The sequence below is a fragment of the Rhodosalinus halophilus genome, from assembly GCF_003298775.1.
Classification (GTDB): Bacteria; Pseudomonadota; Alphaproteobacteria; order Rhodobacterales; family Rhodobacteraceae; genus Rhodosalinus; species Rhodosalinus halophilus.
In genome coordinates this window covers 328,651-347,835 of the sequence record NZ_QNTQ01000006.1, presented here as the reverse complement: position 1 = coordinate 347,835, position 19,185 = coordinate 328,651, and the positions used below count along the sequence as shown (strand labels likewise).

19 protein-coding genes are annotated in these 19,185 nt (G+C 69.7%); 9 read left to right on the top strand and 10 right to left on the bottom strand.

What is annotated here, in order from left to right; genetic code table 11:
• Window positions 1–83: 83 nt before the first annotated feature.
• Genes DRV85_RS08265 through plsY form a run of 5 tightly spaced genes read left to right on the top strand, consistent with a single transcriptional unit; the run spans window position 84 to window position 3,862 of the window.
• Window positions 84–1,034 carry an aspartate carbamoyltransferase catalytic subunit gene (locus tag DRV85_RS08265; protein WP_113288971.1) on the top strand — a complete coding sequence of 317 codons (951 nt, stop codon included), beginning with the start codon at window positions 84–86 and terminating at the stop codon, window positions 1,032–1,034.
• Window positions 1,031–1,585 carry a hypothetical protein gene (locus DRV85_RS08260; RefSeq protein WP_113288970.1) on the top strand — a complete coding sequence of 185 codons (555 nt, stop codon included), beginning with the start codon at window positions 1,031–1,033 and terminating at the stop codon, window positions 1,583–1,585. Before DRV85_RS08265 ends, DRV85_RS08260 begins: the two co-directional genes overlap by 4 nt.
• Window positions 1,582–1,971 carry a hypothetical protein gene (locus DRV85_RS08255; RefSeq protein WP_113288969.1) on the top strand — a complete coding sequence of 130 codons (390 nt, stop codon included), beginning with the start codon at window positions 1,582–1,584 and terminating at the stop codon, window positions 1,969–1,971. Before DRV85_RS08260 ends, DRV85_RS08255 begins: the two co-directional genes overlap by 4 nt.
• The gene (gene pyrC / locus DRV85_RS08250) at window positions 1,968–3,248 is read left to right on the top strand and encodes a dihydroorotase (protein ID WP_113288968.1); all 1,281 of its coding nucleotides are present in this window, start codon (window positions 1,968–1,970) and stop codon (window positions 3,246–3,248) included. The genes DRV85_RS08255 and pyrC overlap by 4 nt, the downstream gene beginning before the upstream one ends.
• Window positions 3,248–3,862: a glycerol-3-phosphate 1-O-acyltransferase PlsY gene (plsY, locus tag DRV85_RS08245; protein WP_113288967.1), complete on the top strand. Its 615-nt coding sequence runs from the start codon at window positions 3,248–3,250 to the stop codon at window positions 3,860–3,862. The genes pyrC and plsY overlap by 1 nt, the downstream gene beginning before the upstream one ends.
• 9 nt (window positions 3,863–3,871) lie before the next feature.
• On the opposite strand, the gene DRV85_RS08240 is transcribed toward plsY, so the two are convergent.
• Window positions 3,872–4,747 (bottom strand): alpha/beta fold hydrolase, encoded by an 876-nt coding sequence (locus DRV85_RS08240; protein ID WP_113288966.1) that lies wholly within the window; start codon window positions 4,745–4,747, stop codon window positions 3,872–3,874.
• 2 nt (window positions 4,748–4,749) lie between these two features.
• Entirely contained in the window at window positions 4,750–5,346 is a 597-nt protein-coding gene (locus DRV85_RS08235; protein WP_113288965.1) for a 2-hydroxychromene-2-carboxylate isomerase, read from the bottom strand.
• Window positions 5,347–5,450: 104 nt separating this feature from the next.
• On the opposite strand from DRV85_RS08235, the gene DRV85_RS08230 reads away from it, so the two are divergent.
• The gene (locus tag DRV85_RS08230) at window positions 5,451–6,467 is read left to right on the top strand and encodes a ribose-phosphate pyrophosphokinase (protein ID WP_113288964.1); all 1,017 of its coding nucleotides are present in this window, start codon (window positions 5,451–5,453) and stop codon (window positions 6,465–6,467) included.
• A 24-nt stretch (window positions 6,468–6,491) separates the two neighbouring features.
• On the opposite strand, the gene DRV85_RS08225 is transcribed toward DRV85_RS08230, so the two are convergent.
• From DRV85_RS08225 to DRV85_RS08195, 7 genes are all read right to left on the bottom strand, one after another.
• Complete coding sequence (locus DRV85_RS08225; protein WP_113288963.1) at window positions 6,492–6,842, bottom strand: H-type lectin domain-containing protein; 351 nt, start codon at window positions 6,840–6,842, stop codon at window positions 6,492–6,494.
• A gap of 118 nt (window positions 6,843–6,960) precedes the next feature.
• Complete coding sequence (locus tag DRV85_RS08220; protein ID WP_113288962.1) at window positions 6,961–7,398, bottom strand: F0F1 ATP synthase subunit epsilon; 438 nt, start codon at window positions 7,396–7,398, stop codon at window positions 6,961–6,963.
• A gap of 57 nt (window positions 7,399–7,455) precedes the next feature.
• The gene (gene atpD, locus DRV85_RS08215; RefSeq protein WP_113288961.1) at window positions 7,456–8,880 is read right to left on the bottom strand and encodes a F0F1 ATP synthase subunit beta; all 1,425 of its coding nucleotides are present in this window, start codon (window positions 8,878–8,880) and stop codon (window positions 7,456–7,458) included.
• A gap of 19 nt (window positions 8,881–8,899) precedes the next feature.
• Window positions 8,900–9,775 (bottom strand): F0F1 ATP synthase subunit gamma, encoded by an 876-nt coding sequence (locus DRV85_RS08210; protein WP_113288960.1) that lies wholly within the window; start codon window positions 9,773–9,775, stop codon window positions 8,900–8,902.
• Between the two features lie 32 nt (window positions 9,776–9,807).
• On the bottom strand, window positions 9,808–11,346 hold the full coding sequence (gene atpA, locus DRV85_RS08205) for a F0F1 ATP synthase subunit alpha (RefSeq protein WP_113288959.1): 1,539 nt from the start codon (window positions 11,344–11,346) through the stop codon (window positions 9,808–9,810).
• On the bottom strand, window positions 11,347–11,913 hold the full coding sequence (locus DRV85_RS08200; RefSeq protein ID WP_113288958.1) for a F0F1 ATP synthase subunit delta: 567 nt from the start codon (window positions 11,911–11,913) through the stop codon (window positions 11,347–11,349). It abuts the gene before it with no gap.
• 429 nt (window positions 11,914–12,342) lie between these two features.
• Window positions 12,343–13,074 carry a methyltransferase domain-containing protein gene (locus DRV85_RS08195; RefSeq protein WP_113288957.1) on the bottom strand — a complete coding sequence of 244 codons (732 nt, stop codon included), beginning with the start codon at window positions 13,072–13,074 and terminating at the stop codon, window positions 12,343–12,345.
• A gap of 62 nt (window positions 13,075–13,136) precedes the next feature.
• Here DRV85_RS08195 and gloB point away from each other — a divergent pair, with 62 nt between their 5' ends.
• The 3 genes from gloB to DRV85_RS08180 all read left to right on the top strand — a co-directional run bounded on the left by gloB (window position 13,137) and on the right by DRV85_RS08180 (window position 17,353).
• Entirely contained in the window at window positions 13,137–13,904 is a 768-nt protein-coding gene (gene gloB / locus DRV85_RS08190) for a hydroxyacylglutathione hydrolase (RefSeq protein WP_113288956.1), read from the top strand.
• A gap of 159 nt (window positions 13,905–14,063) precedes the next feature.
• Complete coding sequence (gene clpA, locus DRV85_RS08185; protein WP_113288955.1) at window positions 14,064–16,388, top strand: ATP-dependent Clp protease ATP-binding subunit ClpA; 2,325 nt, start codon at window positions 14,064–14,066, stop codon at window positions 16,386–16,388.
• Between the two features lie 65 nt (window positions 16,389–16,453).
• Window positions 16,454–17,353 carry a M23 family metallopeptidase gene (locus DRV85_RS08180; protein WP_233495438.1) on the top strand — a complete coding sequence of 300 codons (900 nt, stop codon included), beginning with the start codon at window positions 16,454–16,456 and terminating at the stop codon, window positions 17,351–17,353.
• Here DRV85_RS08180 and ade read toward each other — a convergent pair.
• The gene (ade, locus tag DRV85_RS08175; RefSeq protein ID WP_113288953.1) at window positions 17,340–19,046 is read right to left on the bottom strand and encodes an adenine deaminase; all 1,707 of its coding nucleotides are present in this window, start codon (window positions 19,044–19,046) and stop codon (window positions 17,340–17,342) included. The two genes, DRV85_RS08180 and ade, sit on opposite strands and share 14 nt — an antisense overlap.
• Window positions 19,047–19,185 lie beyond the last annotated feature (139 nt).

The window sequence follows — 19,185 nt, the reverse complement described above, 5'->3', positions numbered from 1 at the left end:
GGGACCGCCGCAGCGTCGCCGCCACGCCTTGCCCCATTTGCCTGCGCCGCCTATACGGGCGCCAGCCGGCGAAGAGGGCGCGCATGGGCTTCACCGACCGACATCTGCTTGGCATCGAGTCGCTGAGCCCCGCGGCGATCACCGAGATCCTCGACCTCGCGGACAGCTACGTCGACTTCAACCGTCAGCCCGCCCGCCACGCCGACGCGCTGGCCGGCGCCACGCAGATCAACATGTTCTTCGAGGCCTCCACCCGCACGCAGGCGAGCTTCGAGCTGGCCGGAAAGCGGCTCGGCGCGGACGTGATGAACATGGCCATGCAGGCCTCGTCGCTGAAGAAGGGCGAGACGCTCATCGATACGGCGACGACGCTCAACGCGATGGGGCCCGACCTGCTCGTGGTGCGGCATCCGCATTCCGGCGCGGTGAACCTGCTGGCCGAAAAGGTAACCTGCGCGGTGCTCAACGCCGGCGACGGCCGGCACGAGCACCCGACCCAGGCGCTGCTCGACGCGCTGACCATCCGTCGCGCGAAGGGGCGGCTCCACCGGCTCTCCGTGGCGATCTGCGGCGACATCGCGCATTCCCGCGTCGCGCGCTCCAACATCCTGTTGCTCAACCGAATGGAAAGCCGCATCCGCCTGATCGCGCCGCCCACGCTGCTGCCGGCGGGCATCGAGGCCTTCGGCGTCGAGGTCTTCGAGGACATGGAGGAGGGGCTGAGGGACGTCGACGTGGTGATGATGCTGCGCCTGCAGAAGGAGCGGATGGACGGCGGTTTCGTGCCCTCGGAGCGGGAATACTACCACCGCTACGGGCTCGATCACGACAAGCTCGCCTTCGCGAAGTCCGACGCCATCGTGATGCACCCCGGCCCGATGAACCGCGGGGTGGAGATCGACGGGACGCTGGCCGACGACATCAACCGCTCGGTGATCCGCGAGCAGGTCGAGATGGGGGTAGCGGTCCGCATGGCGGCAATGCACCTGCTCGCGCGGAACTGGCGCGCGGCGACGGCGGAGGCCACGGCATGAGCGAGTGCATCGAGGTTCCCGCGCATGAAGCCGGCGTGATCCGCCTGTTCGCGCTCGATCTCGAGCCGGCAGAGGCCGCGCGCTGGCGCGAGCCCGAGGGGGAAGATCCCCTCGCGGCAGCGCTCGGTGCCGACCCCTTCGACCGGACGTATGCGGAGGTGTTCCGCCTGTCCGATCTCGGCGCGATGCCGCTCTCGACCTATCTCGCCGAGGGCTACGGGATCCCCGAGGATCAGCTCGTGCATCTGCGGGGACGGCTTGACGCGATGACCGGCCATGTCGCGGTGGTCATGTCGCGCGCCTTCGGCGGCGCGGCGCAGACGCTCGCGGTGCGCGCGCCGCTCCGCTTCGTCGCGCGGCTCACCGAGGCCGCGGCGGAGACACCGCATGTCGCGCTCGGCACGGGGGCCGCACGCGGCACGCTCTCGCCCGCGCCGATCCCGCCCGGGGCCGAGGGGTCGGGACGGCTTCGGCGCTGGCTGCTGGGCACGATCGTGCTGGTCGTGCTGGGCTTCCTGCTCGCCGCCGCGCTCGTCGGAGCCGGCGGATGAGCACGACCTTCCGCCCGGACCGGGCCACCTATATCCGTGACCACGCCTGGATGGCGGCGCTGGCGATGGCCGGCGCCATGGCGGTGCTCTGGGCGATCGGCAACCCGCATGTCTGGACCGGCGCGGTGGCCGGGCTCGCCGCGGTGGGGGTGCGCGCCTGGTATCTCGCCTCCGAGGAGCTGTCGCACGAATGGCGGCTGGAGGACGGCGCGCTGCACGGCCCCGGCGGGCGGCACGTCCCCCTCGACCGGATCGCGCGGCTCAACACCCTCGGCAGCGCCGTGCAGGTGGTCACGCGCGGCGGCGACAAGCATCTCATCAAGTATCTCGCCGACCGTGACGCGGCGCTTGCCGCGATCCGTACGGCAGCGGGGAGGGATCTGTGACCGCGACGCTCATCGAGAACGCCCGCCTGATCGACCCCGAGGCGCAGAGCGAGACGCGCGGCTGGCTGCTTATGCGCGACGGCCGGATCGCGGCCGTGGGCCGCGAGGAGGCCCCGCCCGGGGCCGACGAGCGGATCGACGCGCGCGGCAAATGCCTCGCGCCAGGTATCGTCGATTGGGGCGTGAAGATCGGCGAGCCCGGCGAGCGCCACAAGGAAAGCTTCCGCTCCGCGGGCCGGGCGGCCGCCGCCGGTGGTGTCACGACGCTGATCACGCGGCCCGACACGGTGCCGCCGCTCGACAACCCCGAGGCGCTGGAGTTCGTCCGCCGCCGCGCCGCCGAGGCCGCGAGCGTGCGCATTCGTCCGATGGCCGCGCTCACCAAGGGCTGCGCCGGCGAGGAGATGACCGAGATCGGATTCCTGCTGGATGCGGGCGCCATCGCCTTCACCGACGCCACGCGCGTCGTGGCCCGGAGCCGCATCCTTGCCCGCGCCCTGACCTACGCGAAGGGCCTCGGCGCGCTGGTCGTCACGCATCCGCAGGAGCCGGGGCTGTCGCAGGGCGCGGCCGCGACCTCGGGCAAGTTCGCCACGCTCAAGGGGCTGCCCGCGGTCTCGCCCATGGCCGAGCGCATGGGGATCGACCGGGACATCGCGCTCGTCGAGATGACCGGCGCGCGCGTGCATTTCGACCAGATCACCACCGCCCGCGCCCTGCCCGCGCTGGAACGGGCGAAGCGCAACGGACTCGACGTCACGGCGGGCGTCAGCATCCATCACCTGACTCTCAACGAGCTCGACGTGGCCGACTATCGCACCTTCTTCAAGCTTACGCCCCCGCTGCGCTCCGAAGACGACCGGCTCGCCGCGGTCGAGGCGCTGCGCAGGGGCCTGATCGACGTGCTCTGCTCGATGCACACGCCCCAGGACGAGGAAAGCAAGCGCCTGCCCTTCGAGGAGGCGGCGGCGGGCGCGGTGGGGCTCGAGACTCTTCTGCCCGCAGCGCTGCGGCTGTTCCATGCGGGCCAGCTGACCCTGCCGGAGCTCTTCCGCGCGATGGCGCTCAATCCCGCGCGCCGCCTCGGGCTCGAGGCCGGCACGCTCGGCGAGGGCGCGCCGGCCGATCTGGTGCTCTTCGACCCGGACGCGCCCTTCGTGCTCGACCGCTGGACCATGCACTCCAAGTCCAAGAACACCCCCTTCGACGGCGCCCGCCTGCAAGGCCGGGTGCTCGGCACCTGGGTCGGCGGCCGCCGCATCCACGGAGAGGCCTGATGCCGGCGATCGAGAGTGCATGGACGCTGCTGGTTTTCTGGGCTGCTGCCGGCTATCTGCTGGGCTCGGTGCCTTTCGGCCTCGTCATCACGCGCGTCTTCGGGCTGGGTGACCTGCGTGCGATCGGCTCCGGCAACATCGGCGCGACCAACGTGCTGCGCACGGGCAGCAAGAGCGCGGCGGCGGCGACGCTGATCCTCGACAGCGGCAAGGGCGCGGCGGCGGTGCTGCTCGCGCGGGGGCTGGCGGGCGAGGATGCCGCGCAGATCGCGGGGCTCTGCGCCTTCCTCGGGCATTGCTTTCCGGTCTGGCTGCGGTTCCAGGGCGGCAAGGGTGTGGCGACCTTCCTCGGCACGCTGCTGGCGCTCGCCTGGCCCGTCGGCCTCGCCGCCTGCGCGACATGGCTCGCGACCGCCGCGATCGCGCGCATCTCTTCGCTCTCTGCCCTGGTTGCGGCCGTGCTCTCGCCGCTCTGGGCGGCGCTCCTCGGCCGGGGCGAGACGGTGGCGCTCGCCGCCGCGCTGGCCGTCGTCGTGCTGTGGCGCCACCGCGAGAACATCGCCCGCATGCGGGCAGGCACCGAGCCCCGGATCGGCCGCAGACGCGGCGGCTGAGAGCCCCTTTCAATCGTCCCCGATCAGCCTTTGGGACTCCGCGTCAGCGGAGGGCCGCCCGCCCTCCGGCAAGCCCAGGAAACGACGGATCTCGCGCGCCACGGTCTCGGGATGCGTCACCGGCGCCATGTGGCCCGCCCCTGCGATCGTCACGCGCCGGGCACCGGGAATGCGCGCGACGAGCCCCTCGTCGATCGCGGCGATGTAGGCAGGGCTTTCGGCGCCGTCGATCAGCAGCACCGGCGCGGCGACACCCCCCAGCGCGCCGGAGCGGAACACTCCGCCGCCATCGGCGCGGATCACCTCCGAGGCCGCCTCGACCACGCGAATCCGTCGGGCAAGCGTCTCGCGCTGCTGCGCCGTGAGGCCCTCCCAGGGACGCGCGTCACCCCATTTCGCCATGAAGAGTCGCGCGGCCTCGGCCCAGTCGCCGCGCGCGACCGCGGCAGAATAGTCCGCCATCTCGGCATCGTGACGGGCGATCAGATCGGGCCGATCCTCCGGCAGGAGCTGAAAGAAGACCGGCTCGATCAGCGTCAGGCTGCGCACCTTCTCGGGCTGCTCGACGGCGAGCCTGAGCGCCACCGTGGCGCCGAAGGAGTGGCCGATCAGATCGGCCTCGTCCTCGATCAGCTCGGCCGCCATCGCCACGGCCTGCGCCTGCACGTCGCCCCGCCCCGCCCAGTCGCCCGCGCGGCCGTGGCCCGGCAGGTCGAAGGCGGTGAGCGCGAGCGCGTCGGCGAGCCGTTCCGCGACCTCCGCCCAGAGTGCGGACTGGCCGAGCGAGCAATGGATGAGCAGCGCCGCGCGGGGCCCTGCGCCCCAGCGGCGCAGATAGGTCGGAAAACCGCCCGCGGTGGCCGGCCCGGCCGCCTGCACGCCCATCCTCAGAGCTGTCCGCCGAGATGCAGGTCGAGATCCTCGAGCCGGTCCTGGCCCCAGAACCGCTCTTCTCCCACGACGTAGAAGGGCGAGCCGAAGACGCCGGCCTCGACCGCCGCCTCGAGATTGCGGCCATAGGTCTCTGCGCCGGCCAGAAGGCCGCGATCGGCCAGCGCGGGATCGAAGCCCGCGCGCTCAAGGCAGTCCCGCACCACCGCGTCCTCGGCGATATCGCGTTCGTCCGCCCAGCAGGCGGTGAGGATGGCCCTCACCAGCGCGCCGGTGTCGCCGCTGCCGTCCTGCTGCGCGGCGATGACGGCATAGGAGGAAGGGGCGGCGTTCGTGGGGAAATGCGCGGGCTGGAGCACGATGGGCATGTCGCGCTTCTTCGCCTGCCGCCTGAGCTCCTGCAGCCGGTAGGCCTGCCGCGACGGGTGCCGCTCGGCCGGTGGCGTGCCGCCCGTGCGCGCGAAGAGCGCGAGGATGTCGACGGGCTTGTAGACGATCTCGGCCCCGTGGCGCGCGGCGATCTGCTCAAGCCGGTCGCCCGCGAGATAGGCGAAGGGCGAAAGGGTGGAAAAATAGTAGTCGATACGGGCCAAAGCGCCTCTCCCCGACCGCCGGCTTTGCGCCACCCTAGGCGCGTGCTAAGCGGTGTCAACGTCACGAATCTGTCAAGCGCCCCCTTCGGACGGAGCCCCCTGTCATGCCCAATCCCGTCGAGCCCAAGCTGATCTCGGGCAACGCGAACCTGCCGCTCGCACGCGCCATCGCGCGCCGGATGTCCCTGCATCGCGGCATGAACGTCGAGCTGGTGGACGCCCGGGTCGAGCGGTTCAACGACGCGGAAATCTTCGTCGAGGTCTTCGAGAACGTCCGCGGCGAGGACATGTTCATCATCCAGCCGACCTCGAACCCCGCCAACGACAACCTCATGGAGCTGCTGATCATGACCGACGCGCTGCGACGGTCCTCGGCGGCGCGGATCACGGCGGTGATCCCCTACTTCGGTTACGCGCGGCAGGACCGGCGCACCAAGGCGCGCACGCCGATCTCGGCCAAGCTGGTGGCCAACATGATGGTCGAGGCCGGGATCGAGCGAGTGCTCACGATGGATCTGCACGCGGCCCAGATCCAGGGCTTTTTCGACATCCCCGTGGACAACCTCTATGCCGCCCCCGTCTTCGCCCTCGACATCGCCGAGCGGTTCAATGGTCATCTCGACGAGGTCACGGTGGTCTCGCCGGACGTGGGCGGCGTGGCCCGCGCACGCGAACTGGCCACACGCATCGGCGGTCAACTCGCCATCGTGGACAAGCGCCGCGAGAAGGCCGGCGAAGTGGCGGGCATGACCGTGATCGGCGAGGTCGCGGGGCGGCGCTGCCTGATCGTGGACGACCTCTGCGACACGGCGGGCACACTGGCCAAGGCGGCCGAGGTGCTGATGGAGAACGGCGCAGAGGAGGTGCACGCCTACATCACGCACGGCGTTCTCTCCGGCCCGGCGGTCGAGCGGATCACGAACTCGGTCATGAAGAGCCTCGTGATCACCGACACGATCGCGCCGACCGAGGCGGTCAAGGGCGCGCGCAACATCCGCATCGTGCCGACGGCGCCGGTCTTCGCCCAGGCGATCCTGAACATCTGGAACGGCACCTCGGTCTCGTCGCTCTTCAACACCGAGATGCTCGAACCGCTCTACGAGGGCCAGTTCAAGGACTGACGCGCCCCCGCATCGAGGCCGGTCTCAGTAGAGCGTCCAGTCGTCCGGGTTCGGCATCTGGCCCAGCGCGATCCAGCCCACGCGGATCTGGGCGATCCGCGTGTCAGCCCAGGTGCGGAAGACGATGTCGAAGCCCTCTTCCGACACGCGTTCGGCCGAGAGTTCCGCGCGCGCGTTCGCGCCCTTGTCGAAATCCCACAACGTGACCGAGACGTGCACGACAGGCCGCGTGGCGAAGGGGCGGGAAAAGCTCACGCGATGGCGCCGCGCGCGCGCGCCGTCGCCAGTCCACATCGGGCCTCCGTCGGCATAGTCGGAAAAGAGCGTGGCCTCGCCCTGATCGATACCGAGTGGCCGGGATTCGAAGGTCTTCATGGCGCTCCTGCCGATGGCTTGGCAGCCGGCACGACACGGTCGACCATCATCGCGGCCGGTTCAAGCGAAAAGGCCCCGCCGGAGCGGGGCCTATGCGTAACCGTCTGCGATCGTGGCTTCAGAGACTCGCCTGGCGGGTGTCGAGCCCGATATGCGAGCCGACCGCCACCATGTCGGCGAGCAGCTTGGCGGCGTCGTCCACCGGGCCGGGCTCGTTCTGGAAGACTTCCTTCGCCTTCGCGTGCGCCTCGCGCGCCTCGGCGATCATCTCGTCGAGATGCTCCTGCGTCATGTCGGCACGGGGCACGGCGCGTTCGGCGAGCACGGTGACGCCCTCGGCCCCGATCTCGGCGAAGCCGCCGGTCACGACATACTCGCCCTCGCCCTCCGGGCCGCGCGCCTTCAGAAGACCGGGCCGCAGCGTGGTGATCGTGGGCGTGTGGCCCGCCATCGCCGTCATGTCGCCCTCGGCGCCGGGGATCTCCACCTCGGTCGCCGCCATCGAGGCCACCCGGCGCTCTGGGCTCACGAGATCGAATTGCATCGTGTCAGCCATGCTCTCTCCTCGAAGGGGTCGCCCCGGCGCAGGGCCGGGGCGCATGGATCATCGGGCTCAGGCGGCCTCGGCCGCCATCTTCTCGGCCTTGGCCTTCACGTCCTCGATGCCGCCGACCATGTAGAAGGCGCCCTCGGGCAGGTGGTCGTATTCGCCCGCCACCACGGCCTTGAACGACGAGATCGTGTCCTCGAGCGAGACCTGGACGCCGGGCGAGCCGGTGAAGACCTCGGCGACGTCGAAGGGCTGCGACAGGAAGCGCTGGATCTTGCGTGCCCGTGCCACGGTCAGCTTGTCCTCTTCGGAGAGCTCGTCCATCCCGAGAATGGCGATGATGTCCTGCAGCGCCTTGTAGCGCTGGAGAACGCCCTGGACGTCCCGCGCGACCTGGTAGTGCTCTTCGCCGATCACGGCCGGGTCGAGGAGCCGCGAGGTCGAGTCGAGCGGGTCCACCGCCGGGTAGATGCCCAGCTCGGAGATGGCGCGGCTGAGAACGGTGGTCGCGTCGAGGTGAGCGAAGGAGGTGGCGGGCGCCGGGTCGGTCAGGTCGTCCGCGGGCACGTAGATCGCCTGCACCGAGGTGATGGAGCCCTGCCGCGTCGAGGTGATCCGCTCCTGCAGCGCGCCCATGTCGGTGGCGAGCGTCGGCTGGTAGCCCACGGCCGAGGGAATGCGGCCCAGAAGCGCCGAGACCTCGGAGCCTGCCTGCGTGAAGCGGAAGATGTTGTCGACGAAGAACAGCACGTCCGTTCCCGACTGGTCGCGGAACTGCTCGGCGAGCGTCAGGCCCGACAGCGCGACGCGGGCACGCGCGCCCGGCGGTTCGTTCATCTGGCCGTAGACGAGCGCCACCTTCGACTTCTCGAGGTCATCCTCGTTGATGACGCCGGATTCGATGAATTCGTAGTAAAGGTCGTTGCCTTCGCGCGTGCGCTCGCCCACCCCGGCGAACACGGAATAGCCCGAGTGCACCTTGGCGATGTTGTTGATGAGCTCCTGGATGAGCACCGTCTTGCCCACGCCGGCGCCGCCGAAGAGGCCGATCTTGCCGCCCTTGGCGTAGGGCGCGAGCAGGTCGATCACCTTGATGCCGGTGACGAGGATTTCCGACTCGGTCGACTGGTCGATGAACTCCGGCGCCGGGGCGTGAATCGGGCGCGTCTCTTCGGTCTTGACGGGGCCCTTCTCGTCGATCGGCTCGCCGACGACGTTCATGATGCGGCCGAGCGTCGCATCGCCCACCGGCATGGTGATCGGACCGTCGGTGTCGGTCACCTCCTGCCCGCGCACGAGACCTTCGGTCGCGTCCATCGCGATGGTGCGCACCGTGTTCTCGCCGAGGTGCTGCGCGACCTCCAGAACCAGCCGGCGGCCGTTGTTGTCGGTCTCCAGCGCGTTGAGGATCTCGGGCAGGTGGTCGTCGAACTGCACGTCCACCACGGCGCCGATGACCTGCGTCACTTTGCCTTTCGCTTTCGCCATTTTGAAGTCTCCGGTTCCGTTAGAGCGCCTCGGCGCCCGAGATGATCTCGATGAGCTCGTTGGTGATCGCGGCCTGACGCGAGCGGTTGTATTCGATGGTCAGCTTGTCGATCATCTCGCCCGCGTTGCGCGTGGCGTTGTCCATCGCGGTCATCCGCGCGCCCTGCTCGGAGGCGCCGTTCTCGAGCAGCGCCGAGAAGATCTGCGTCGCCACGGCCTTGGGCAGCAGCTCCGCGAGGATCTCCTCCTCGCCCGGCTCGTAGTCGTAGAGCGTCGTCGCGGCCCCTTCTTCGGGCGCATCGAAGTCGGCCGGTATGACCTGCGTCGCGGTGGGGATCTGGGTCACCACGTTCTGGAAGCGCGAGAAGAAGACCGTGGCCACGTCGAACTCGCCGTCCTCGAAGCGGTCAAGGATGTCCTTGGCGATCCGCTGCGCGTCGCCGTAGCCCACGCGCTTGACTTCCGCCAGATCGACGTGGCCGACGAAATACTCGCTCCAGTCGCGGCGCAGGGCGTCACGGCCCTTCTTGCCGACGGTCAGGATCTTGACGGTCTTGCCCTTCTCGATCAGCTCCGCGGCCTTCTGCTTGGCGAGCTTCGCAATATTGGCGTTGAAGCCGCCGCACAGCCCGCGTTCGGCGGTCATCACCACCAGCAGGTGGGTCTGATCGCTGCCCGTGCCGGCCAGCAGCTTCGGCGCTGTGTCGCTGTCGCCGACGCTCGCCGCGAGCTGCCCCATGACGGCGGCGAACCGCTCGGTATAGGGGCGCGACATCTCGGCCGCTTCCTGGGCGCGGCGGAGCTTGGCCGCCGCGACCATCTGCATGGCCTTGGTGATCTTCCGGGTCGACTTGACCGACTCGATCCGGTTCTTGAGGTCCTTGAGGCTCGGCATGTCGCCTTGGTCCTTTGTCCCTGGGGATCAGGTCAGCTGAAGTCTTTCGCGTATTCGTCGATCGCGGCCTTCAGCTTGTCGGCGGCCTCGCCCTTGATCTTGGGATCCTCGTCGGCGATCCAGTCGAGGATATCCTTGCGCTTGCCGCGCAGGTGCTTGAGCAGCCCCTCCTCGAAGCGGCCCACGTCCTCCACCTTTAGCTTGTCGAGATAGCCCTCGGTGCCCGCGAAGATCACGCAGACGATCTCGGCGTTGGTGAGCGGCGAGTACTGCGGCTGCTTGAGCAGCTCGGTCAGCCGCGCGCCGCGGTTGAGCAGGCGCTGGGTGGCGGCGTCGAGGTCGGAGCCGAACTGCGCGAAGGCAGCCATCTCGCGATACTGCGCGAGCTCCAGCTTCAGCGAGCCGGCGACCGATTTCATCGCGGCGGTCTGCGCCGAGGAGCCCACGCGGCTCACGCTGAGGCCGGTGTTCACGGCCGGGCGCACGCCCTGATAGAAGAGGTCGGTCTCGAGGAAGATCTGACCGTCGGTGATCGAGATCACGTTGGTCGGAATGAAGGCCGAGATGTCGCCGGCCTGCGTCTCGATGATCGGCAGCGCGGTGAGCGAGCCGGCGCCGTTGTCCTCGTTCATCTTCGCCGCGCGCTCGAGCAGGCGGGAGTGCAGGTAGAAGACGTCGCCCGGGAAGGCCTCGCGGCCCGGCGGGCGGCGCAGCAGCAGCGACATCTGGCGGTAGGCCACGGCCTGCTTCGACAGGTCGTCGTAGGTGATGAGCGCGTGGCGGCCGTTGTCGCGGAAGTACTCGGCCATCGCGCAGGCGGCGTAGGGCGCGAGATACTGCATCGGCGCCGGGTCCGAGGCGGTCGCGGCGACGACGATGGAATATTCCATCGCGCCGTTCTCCTCGAGCTTCTTGACCAGCTGCGCGACGGTCGAGCGCTTCTGTCCGACCGCGACGTAGACGCAGTAGAGCTTCTTGCTCTCGTCGTCGCCGGCGGCCTCGTTGTAGCTCTTCTGGTTGAGCATCGTGTCGAGCGCGACGGCGGTCTTGCCGGTCTGGCGGTCGCCGATGATGAGCTCGCGCTGGCCGCGGCCGATCGGGATCATGGCGTCGATCGCCTTGAGACCGGTGGCCATCGGCTCGTGCACCGACTTGCGCGGAATGATGCCCGGCGCCTTCACGTCGGCGACGCGGCGCTCGGCCGCCTTGATCTCGCCCTTGCCGTCGAGCGGCTGGCCCAGCGCGTCCACCACGCGCCCCAGCAGCGCGTCGCCCACCGGCACGTCCACGATCGACTTGGTGCGCTTGACGACGTCGCCCTCGCCGATGTCGCGGTCGGAACCGAAGATCACGACGCCGACGTTGTCCACCTCGAGGTTCAGCGCCATGCCGCGGATGCCGCCGGGGAACTCGACCATCTCGCCGGCCTGGATGCTGTCGAGGCCGTAGACGCGGGCGATGCCGTCACCGACGGAGAGGACGCGGCCGACCTCGGCCACTTCGGCTTCCTGGCCGAAGGACTTGATCTGCTCCTTCAGGATCGCCGAGATCTCGGCAGCTTGGATACCCATCTATCCGACCTCTTTCATTGCGTTCTGGAGTGCGTCGAGCCGCGCGCGGACCGAAGTGTCGATCATCAGCGAGCCCACCTTCACGACGAGGCCGCCGATGAGATCCTCATCGACGGCGGCATTGATCTTGACGTCCTTGCCGACGCGCGCGCGCAGCGTCTCCGCAAGCTTCTTCGACTGTTCGTCGCTGAGCAGCCGGGCCGAGACGACGTCGGCGGTCACCTCGCCCTTGTGGCGCGCGATGCGCTCGCGCAGCTCGCGCATGAGGGCCGGCAGCACGAAAAGCCGGCGCTTTTCGGCCATCAGGCCCAGCGCATTGCGCAGGCCCGGCATGAGCCCCATCTTGTTGGCGACAGCAAGGATCGCCGCCTTCTGCTCGTCGCGCGAATACAGGGGCGACGAGATCAGCGCGCGCAGATCGGCGCTCTCGTCGAGCGCCGCGCTCAGATCGTCCACACCGCCCTCGAGGTCCGCGAGCGCGTCCGACTCGAGCGCGATCTCGAAGATGGCGGTGGCATAGCGGGCCGCAATGCCGGAGGAAATCGAAGCAGGTTCGGACACGTCCACCCTTCCGCTCTGAAGCCCCGGCTCGCGGCACAGGACGCGCCGCCCGGGGGCGTTGAGGCGCCCGGCCGGGCGCCGAGCCGCAAAATCGAGGTGCGTGTAGCAGAGGCTTTCACGGCGGGCAACAACCTATCCCGCCTTTCGTGGGCTGCCCACCTGGCGGTGCATGAGGCCTGTGCCCGGCGGGTCGGGGCGGACACGCCGCACCGCGGCGCACGAGTGGACTCGCGGGGCGTCCCGGTCAGCGTTCGCATGCCTCCGAGCGAAGGTGCCCGACGCGCTGCGCTGCCTGCGCATGCCGCCGCGTATGAGCCGGGTCACAGGATGGGTCGACGCAAGCTTCATCTGCGGAAGAGCACCCCGGAGCGCATCCGGACGGGCGACAGGTGGCAACCGTATCGCAATGAAAGGAAGCAGCCGCGCGGCCCCGCGTCAGGCCGGCTTCGCCTCGGGCGCGAGCACGCCGGCCGGCTCACGCACCCGGTCGGCGAGTCCGCCGGGGCGCGCCGGTGTGCGCTTGGCCGCCTCCACCAGCAGCACGCCGCCCGCGAATACCGTGTGCAGCTTGCGCCCCATCCGCTCCCACATGGGCCCCGACCGCATCCAGAAGCGCCGCGCGCTGGGGGGCTGGAAGAGCGCCGCGGCGTGCCGTTCGGGAACGAAGTCGTGCGCGGCGAGCTGCGCCTCGAGCTGGCCCAGCGAATAGGGCCGGCCGTAGCCGAAGGGCGTGGCGTCCGAGCGCGACCAGAGGCCGGCGCGGTGCGGCACGATGAACATCGCGCGCCCGCCGGGGCCCAGGGTGCGATACGCCTCGTCCAGAACCGCCGAGGGCCGTTCGGAGGTCTCGAGACCATGCATCACGACGAGGCGATCGACATGACCCGTCTCGAGCGGCCAGAGCGTCTCTTCGCAGAGGACCGAGACGTTCGGCAGGCCCGCGGGCCAGGGCATGACGCCCTGCGGCGCGGGCATCAGGGCAACGATCCGCCGCGACTCGCGCAGATAGGGACGCAGAAGCGGCACCGCGAATCCGAAGCCGGCCACGGACATCCCCTTCGCTTCCGGCCAGAGCGCGGTGAGGCGGCTTCGCACCGCCGCCTGCGCCGCCCGGCCCAGCGCGCTGCGGTAGTAGAACTCTCTGAGGTCCTGCACGTCGAGATGCATTGCGGGCCCCGGGGGATATCGGCCAAGCTGGCGCGAGAATAGCAACGGAGGACCGAAACGCCATGCCCCTGGAGATCGTCACCGTGCCCTGCCTGTCCGACAACTACGCCTATCTCGCGCATGATGCGGAAACGGGCACGACGGCGGTCGTCGACGTGCCCGAGGCCGCGCCGATCCTGGCGGCGCTCGAGGGCCGCGGCTGGCGCGCGGACATCGTGCTGCTCACGCATCACCATGCCGACCACGTCCAGGGGCTCGGCGCGCTCTCCGAGCGCTTCTCGCCCCGCGTCGTGGGCGCGGCGGCCGACGCGCACCGCCTGCCGCCGCTCGACGTCGAGGTGCGCGAGGGCGACACGGTCGAGATCGGCGCCGAGCGCGGCACCGTGATCGAGGTGCCGGGCCACACCCTCGGCCACATAGCGTTCCACTTCCCCGACAGCCGCGCGGCCTTCACCGCCGACAGCCTGATGGCCTTCGGCTGCGGGCGCGTGTTCGAGGGCACCATGCCGCAGATGTGGGAGAGCCTGTCCAAGCTCGCCGCGCTGCCCTCGGACACGCTGATCTATTCGGGGCACGAGTACACGCTCGCGAACGGAAAGTTCGCCCGCTCCGTTGAACCGGGGAATGCAAGCCTTATCTCACGTATCGAGGAGAGCGAGAGAGCGCGTGCTGAGGGTCGGCCGACAGTCCCGTCGGAGCTGGCGCTGGAACTGGAGACAAATCCCTTCCTTCGCCCGGACAGCCCCGAAATCCGAAAGGCCGTCGGCCTGCCGGACGCCTCCCCGGCCGAGGTCTTCGCCGCCGTCCGGGCGCGCAAGGACAATTTCTGAGCCATCGCGCGGCGGGCGCGCATCTGCTCAGGCCAATGTGACCCACCCGCCCAAGAAAGTGCTTGAAGACCTGCCGTCTTCGACCAAACTTTAACACTGAGAGCCCACGGTCGGTCGGGGCTCCGGCCCCTCCGACCAAAGACCAGAGGAGCACATCCCGTGCCGTCTTTCTCGACAACGCTGGAACAGGCCATTCACTCCGCGCTGGCGCTGGCGAACTCGCGGTCGCACGAATTCGCCACGCTCGAGCACCTGCTGCTCGCGCTCGTAGACGAGCCCGAGGCGGCCAAGGTGCTCAAGGCCTGCAACGTGGACACCGAGGAGCTGCGCGGAACCCTCGTGGACTTCATCGACGAGGAGCTGTCCAACCTCGTCACCGACATCGAAGGCTCCGAGGCCGTGCCGACCACCGCGTTTCAGCGGGTGATCCAGCGCGCTGCGATCCACGTCCAGAGCTCGGGGCGCACCGAGGTGACCGGCGCCAACGTGCTGGTCGCGATCTTCGCCGAGCGTGAATCGAACGCGGCCTTCTTCCTGCAGGAGCAGGACATGACCCGCTACGACGCGGTGAACTTCATCGCCCATGGCGTGGCCAAGAACCCGGCCTTCGGCGAAAGCCGTCCCGTCACCGGCGCGACCGAGCAGGAGGAAGAGGCGCAGGCCGCCGCGGAGCCCGGCGAGCAGAAGGAATCGGCGCTGGGCAAGTACTGCGTGGATCTCAACGCCAAGGCGCGCTCGGGCGACGTGGACCCGCTGATCGGCCGCGACACGGAGGTCGAGCGCTGCATCCAGGTGCTCTGCCGCCGGCGCAAGAACAACCCGCTGCTGGTGGGCGACCCGGGCGTCGGCAAGACCGCCATCGCCGAGGGCCTCGCGCGCAAGATCGTCAAGGGCGAGACTCCCGAAGTCCTGCGCAACACCACGATCTACGCGCTCGACATGGGCGCGCTGCTCGCCGGCACGCGCTACCGCGGCGATTTCGAGGAGCGGCTGAAGGCCGTCGTGCAGGAGCTTGAGGAGCATCCCGACGCGGTGCTCTTCATCGACGAGATCCACACCGTGATCGGCGCGGGCGCCACCTCGGGCGGCGCGATGGACGCCTCCAACCTGCTGAAGCCCGCGCTTCAGGGCGGCCGGCTGCGCACCATGGGCTCCACCACCTACAAGGAGTTCCGCCAGCACTTCGAGAAGGATCGCGCGCTCAGCCGCCGCTTCCAGAAGATCGACGTGACCGAGCCCACGGTCGACGACACGGTGAAGATCCTCAAGGGCCTCAAGCCCTATTTCGAGGAGCACCACGCGGTGAAATACACCGCCGACGCGATCAAGTCGGCCGTGGAACTCAGCGCGCGCTACATCACCGACCGCAAGCTGCCAGACAAGGCGATCGACGTGATCGACGAGGCGGGTGCGGCGCAGCACCTCGTGGCCGAATCGAAGCGGCGCAAGACCATCGGCCAGAAGGAGATCGAGGCCGTGGTCGCCAAGATCGCCCGCATCCCGCCCAAGAACGTCTCCAAGGACGACGCCGAGGTGCTCAAGGATCTGGAAGGCACGCTCAAGCGCGTGGTCTTCGGCCAGGACACGGCGATCGAGGCGCTGGCGAGCTCCATCAAGCTGGCGCGCGCCGGCCTGCGCGAGCCCGACAAGCCGATCGGCAACTACCTCTTCGCCGGGCCCACCGGGGTCGGCAAGACCGAGGTCGCCAAGCAGCTCGCCGACACGCTGGGGGTGGAACTGCTCCGCTTCGACATGTCGGAATACATGGAGAAGCACGCAGTCAGCCGCCTGATCGGCGCGCCTCCGGGCTACGTCGGCTTCGACCAGGGCGGCCTGCTGACCGACGGCGTGGACCAGCACCCGCACTGCGTGCTCCTGCTCGACGAGATCGAGAAGGCGCACCCGGACGTCTTCAACATCCTGCTGCAGGTGATGGACCACGGCACTCTGACCGACCACAACGGCCGTCAGGTGGACTTCCGCAACGTGGTGCTGATCATGACCTCCAACGCCGGCGCCGTCGAACAGGCGCAGGCTGCCGTCGGCTTCGGCCGCGAGCGCCGCCAGGGCGAGGATACCGCCGCGATCGAGCGGACCTTCACGCCTGAGTTCCGCAACCGCCTCGACGCGGTTATCAGCTTCGGCGCGCTGCCCAAGGAGGTGATTCTGCAGGTGGTCGAGAAATTCGTCCTCCAGCTCGAAGCACAGCTGATGGACCGCAACGTGACCATCGAGCTCACCAAGGCGGCGGCCGAGTGGCTGGCCGACAAGGGCTACGACGACAAGATGGGCGCCCGCCCGCTGGGCCGCGTGATCCAGGAGAACATCAAGAAGCCACTCGCCGAAGAGCTGCTCTTCGGCAAGCTGGCGAAGGGCGGCGTCGTCCGTGTCGCGGTCAAGAACGGCGAGCTCGATCTGCAGATCGAGAGCACGCCGAAGCCGCGGCTGTCGTCGAAGAAGCCGCCGCTTCTGACCGCCGACTGATGGTCTGGCGAGCGCTCGCGCTCGCCCTCGCTCCCGTGGCCGTCCCGGCCGCGGGAGACTTGCAGTTGTCCCTTCCCATCGACTGCCCGCCCGACATGGGCTGCTACATCCAGCAATATGTCGATCACGATCCCGGGCCGGAAGCCGAGGATTACACCTGCGGCACGCTGAGCTACGACGGCCACACCGGGACCGACTTCGCCCTGCCCACGCTCGCCGACCTCGAGGCGGAAATCCCCGTCAGGGCGTCGGCGCCGGGCACGGTGCGCGGCGTGCGCGACGGCATGGCGGATCGTCTCTTCACGCCGGAAATGGCCGAGGCGCTCGAGGGCCGTGGCTGCGGCAACGGCGTGGCCATCCGCCACGACGACGGATGGGAGACGCAGTACTGCCACCTCGCCCGAGGGTCCGTCACGGTCGCGGCGGGCGACCGTGTGGAGCGCGGCGATCAGCTCGGCCTCGTGGGGCTGAGCGGGCGCACCGAGTTTCCCCACGTCGAGCTGATCGTGCGCCGCAACGGCGAGACGGTCGATCCCTTCGACCCGCAGGGCGATCCGGCCTGCGGCGCGGCGCCCGACGACGGCCTCTGGCTCGCCGCGCCGGCCTATCGGCCCGGCGGCCTGCTCTCGGCGGGCTTCGCCCCGGCGATCCCGGAATACGCGGCGATCAAGGCCGGCGAAGCGGCACGCGACTCCCTGCCGTTGGACGCGCCCGCCCTGGTGGTCTTCGCCCTCGCGTTCGGCGCGCGGACGGGCGACGTGATCGCGCTCGGTATCGAAGGTCCGCAGGGCGAGGTCATCGACCATTCCGCGCTGATCGAACGCGACCGCGCGCAGCTCTTCCGCGCCGCCGGCACCCGCCGCCCGCCCGATGGCTGGCCGGCGGGCGACTATCGCGGAACCGTCACCCTCACCCGCGACGGGACCGAGCTCGAACGGATCGAGACCACGATCACCCTGCGCTGATCACCTCGAAACGGTCCACGTCCACCATGCCGTGATCGGTGATCTTCAGGTGCGGGATCACCGGCAAGGCCACGAAGGCCAGCTGCAGGAAGGGCTCCGCCAGCGTCACGCCCAGCGCCTTGGCCGCCGCGCGCAGCTCGACGAGCCGCGCATGCACCTCCTCGAAGGGCGACAGCGACATCAGCCCCGCCATCTCGAGCGGCAGTTCGGCGGCCACGCGCCCGCCGTCGGCCACGACGAAGCCGCCCTCGATCTCCGACAGCCGGTTCACCGCCACCGCCATGTCGGCATAATCCGCGCCCACGCAGACGATGTTGTGATGGTCGTGCGCCACGGTCGCGGCGATCGCCCCCCGCGCGATGCCGAAGCCGCGCACGAAGCCCGTGGCGACATTGCCGTTCACCCCGTGCCGCTCGACCACCGCTATGCGGGCCAGGTCACGCGCCGGGTCGGGCCGCTTGTCGCCGTCGTCGGGCGCGATGTCCTCGGTCAGATGCGCGGTGATGATCTTGCCGGGCAGGATGCCGATCACCGGCGTCTCGGCCCGGTTGCCGGCGCAGCGGAAGCTTTCCGCCGTCACGCGCGGCGCCTTCACGCTGCCCCGCGCCACCGGCGCCACCGTCTCGCGCGCCTCGAAGGCCGCCTCGGCCGCCTCCACGCCCCCGCACCACACCCGCGCCGCGCGGCAGTCTTCCAGCGACTCCAGCGCCACGATATCCGCCCGCCGGCCCGGCGCGATCTGGCCCCGGTCCTTCAGCCCGAAAGCCTCGGCGGCGGAGAGCGAAGCGGCGCGATAGACGGCGAGCGGCGGCGCGCCGCCCGCGATGGCCGTGCGGATCATGTGATCGAGGTGCCCCTCCTCCGCGATGTCCAGCGGATTGCGGTCGTCGGTGCACAAGGCGAGGTAGGGCGCGTGCCGCTCGGTCAGAAGCGGCAGCAGCGCCTCCAGGTCCTTCGAGACCGAGCCTTCGCGGATCAGCACGCGCATGCCCTTGCGCAGCTTTTCCAGCGCCTCCTCGGCGCGCGTCGCCTCGTGCTCGGTGCGGATGCCGGCGGCGATATAGGCGTTGAGCTCGCGCCCCGAAAGCAGCGGCGCGTGACCGTCGATGTGCCGCCCGCGGAAGAGCTCGAGCTTCGCCAGCACACCGTGATCGCCGTGCACCACGCCCGGGTAGTTCATCATCTCCGCGAGCCCGATCACCTTCGGATGATCCATGAGCGGCGCCAGCTCCGCGGCCTCCAACCGCGCGCCGGAGGTCTCCATCGCGGTCGAGGGCACGCAGGACGACAGGTTCACCCGCAGGTCCATCACCACGCGCTCCGCCGCTTCCAGGAAATATCGGATGCCCGCCAGCCCCGCGACATTGGCGATCTCGTGCGGATCGCAGATCGCCGTCGTGACGCCGCGCGGCGCCACGCAACGGTCGAATTCGAAGGGCGTCACCATAGAGCTTTCGACATGCAGATGCGTGTCGATGAAACCCGGCACCAGGATCAGGCCCGCGACATCCGCGACCTCGCGCCCCTCGTAGGCGTCGCAGGTGCCCACGATCGTGTCGCCGCAGATCGCCACGTCGCCCTCCAGCAGATCGCCGGTGACGAGATCGAGCACACGCCCGCCCCGCAGCACGAGGTCCGCCGGCTGGCGACCGGCGCCCTGGGCGACCAGGGTGGCAAGATCGGCTGGGGACATGGCCGGCTCTCCTCGTTGCGGTGCCTCATCATCGCAACCTGCGCGGCGGCCGCGCAAGCGCCTGCTGCGTTCCGATCGGCGCGCGCCTCCGACGCCGCCCATCCACCGGGCGATCGCCCCGGTCCCGGGGGCTGCCGCC

Coding starts and splice junctions, on each gene's coding strand:
- DRV85_RS08265 (WP_113288971.1), top strand. CDS start 84: ATGGGCTTCACCGACCGACATCTGCTTGGCATCGAGTCGCTGAGCCCC.
- DRV85_RS08260 (WP_113288970.1), top strand. CDS start 1,031: ATGAGCGAGTGCATCGAGGTTCCCGCGCATGAAGCCGGCGTGATCCGC.
- DRV85_RS08255 (WP_113288969.1), top strand. CDS start 1,582: ATGAGCACGACCTTCCGCCCGGACCGGGCCACCTATATCCGTGACCAC.
- plsY (WP_113288967.1), top strand. CDS start 3,248: ATGCCGGCGATCGAGAGTGCATGGACGCTGCTGGTTTTCTGGGCTGCT.
- DRV85_RS08240 (WP_113288966.1), bottom strand. CDS start 4,747: ATGGGCGTGCAGGCGGCCGGGCCGGCCACCGCGGGCGGTTTTCCGACC.
- DRV85_RS08230 (WP_113288964.1), top strand. CDS start 5,451: ATGCCCAATCCCGTCGAGCCCAAGCTGATCTCGGGCAACGCGAACCTG.
- DRV85_RS08225 (WP_113288963.1), bottom strand. CDS start 6,842: ATGAAGACCTTCGAATCCCGGCCACTCGGTATCGATCAGGGCGAGGCC.
- DRV85_RS08220 (WP_113288962.1), bottom strand. CDS start 7,398: ATGGCTGACACGATGCAATTCGATCTCGTGAGCCCAGAGCGCCGGGTG.
- atpD (WP_113288961.1), bottom strand. CDS start 8,880: ATGGCGAAAGCGAAAGGCAAAGTGACGCAGGTCATCGGCGCCGTGGTG.
- DRV85_RS08210 (WP_113288960.1), bottom strand. CDS start 9,775: ATGCCGAGCCTCAAGGACCTCAAGAACCGGATCGAGTCGGTCAAGTCG.
- atpA (WP_113288959.1), bottom strand. CDS start 11,346: ATGGGTATCCAAGCTGCCGAGATCTCGGCGATCCTGAAGGAGCAGATC.
- DRV85_RS08195 (WP_113288957.1), bottom strand. CDS start 13,074: ATGCATCTCGACGTGCAGGACCTCAGAGAGTTCTACTACCGCAGCGCG.
- gloB (WP_113288956.1), top strand. CDS start 13,137: ATGCCCCTGGAGATCGTCACCGTGCCCTGCCTGTCCGACAACTACGCC.
- ade (WP_113288953.1), bottom strand. CDS start 19,046: ATGTCCCCAGCCGATCTTGCCACCCTGGTCGCCCAGGGCGCCGGTCGC.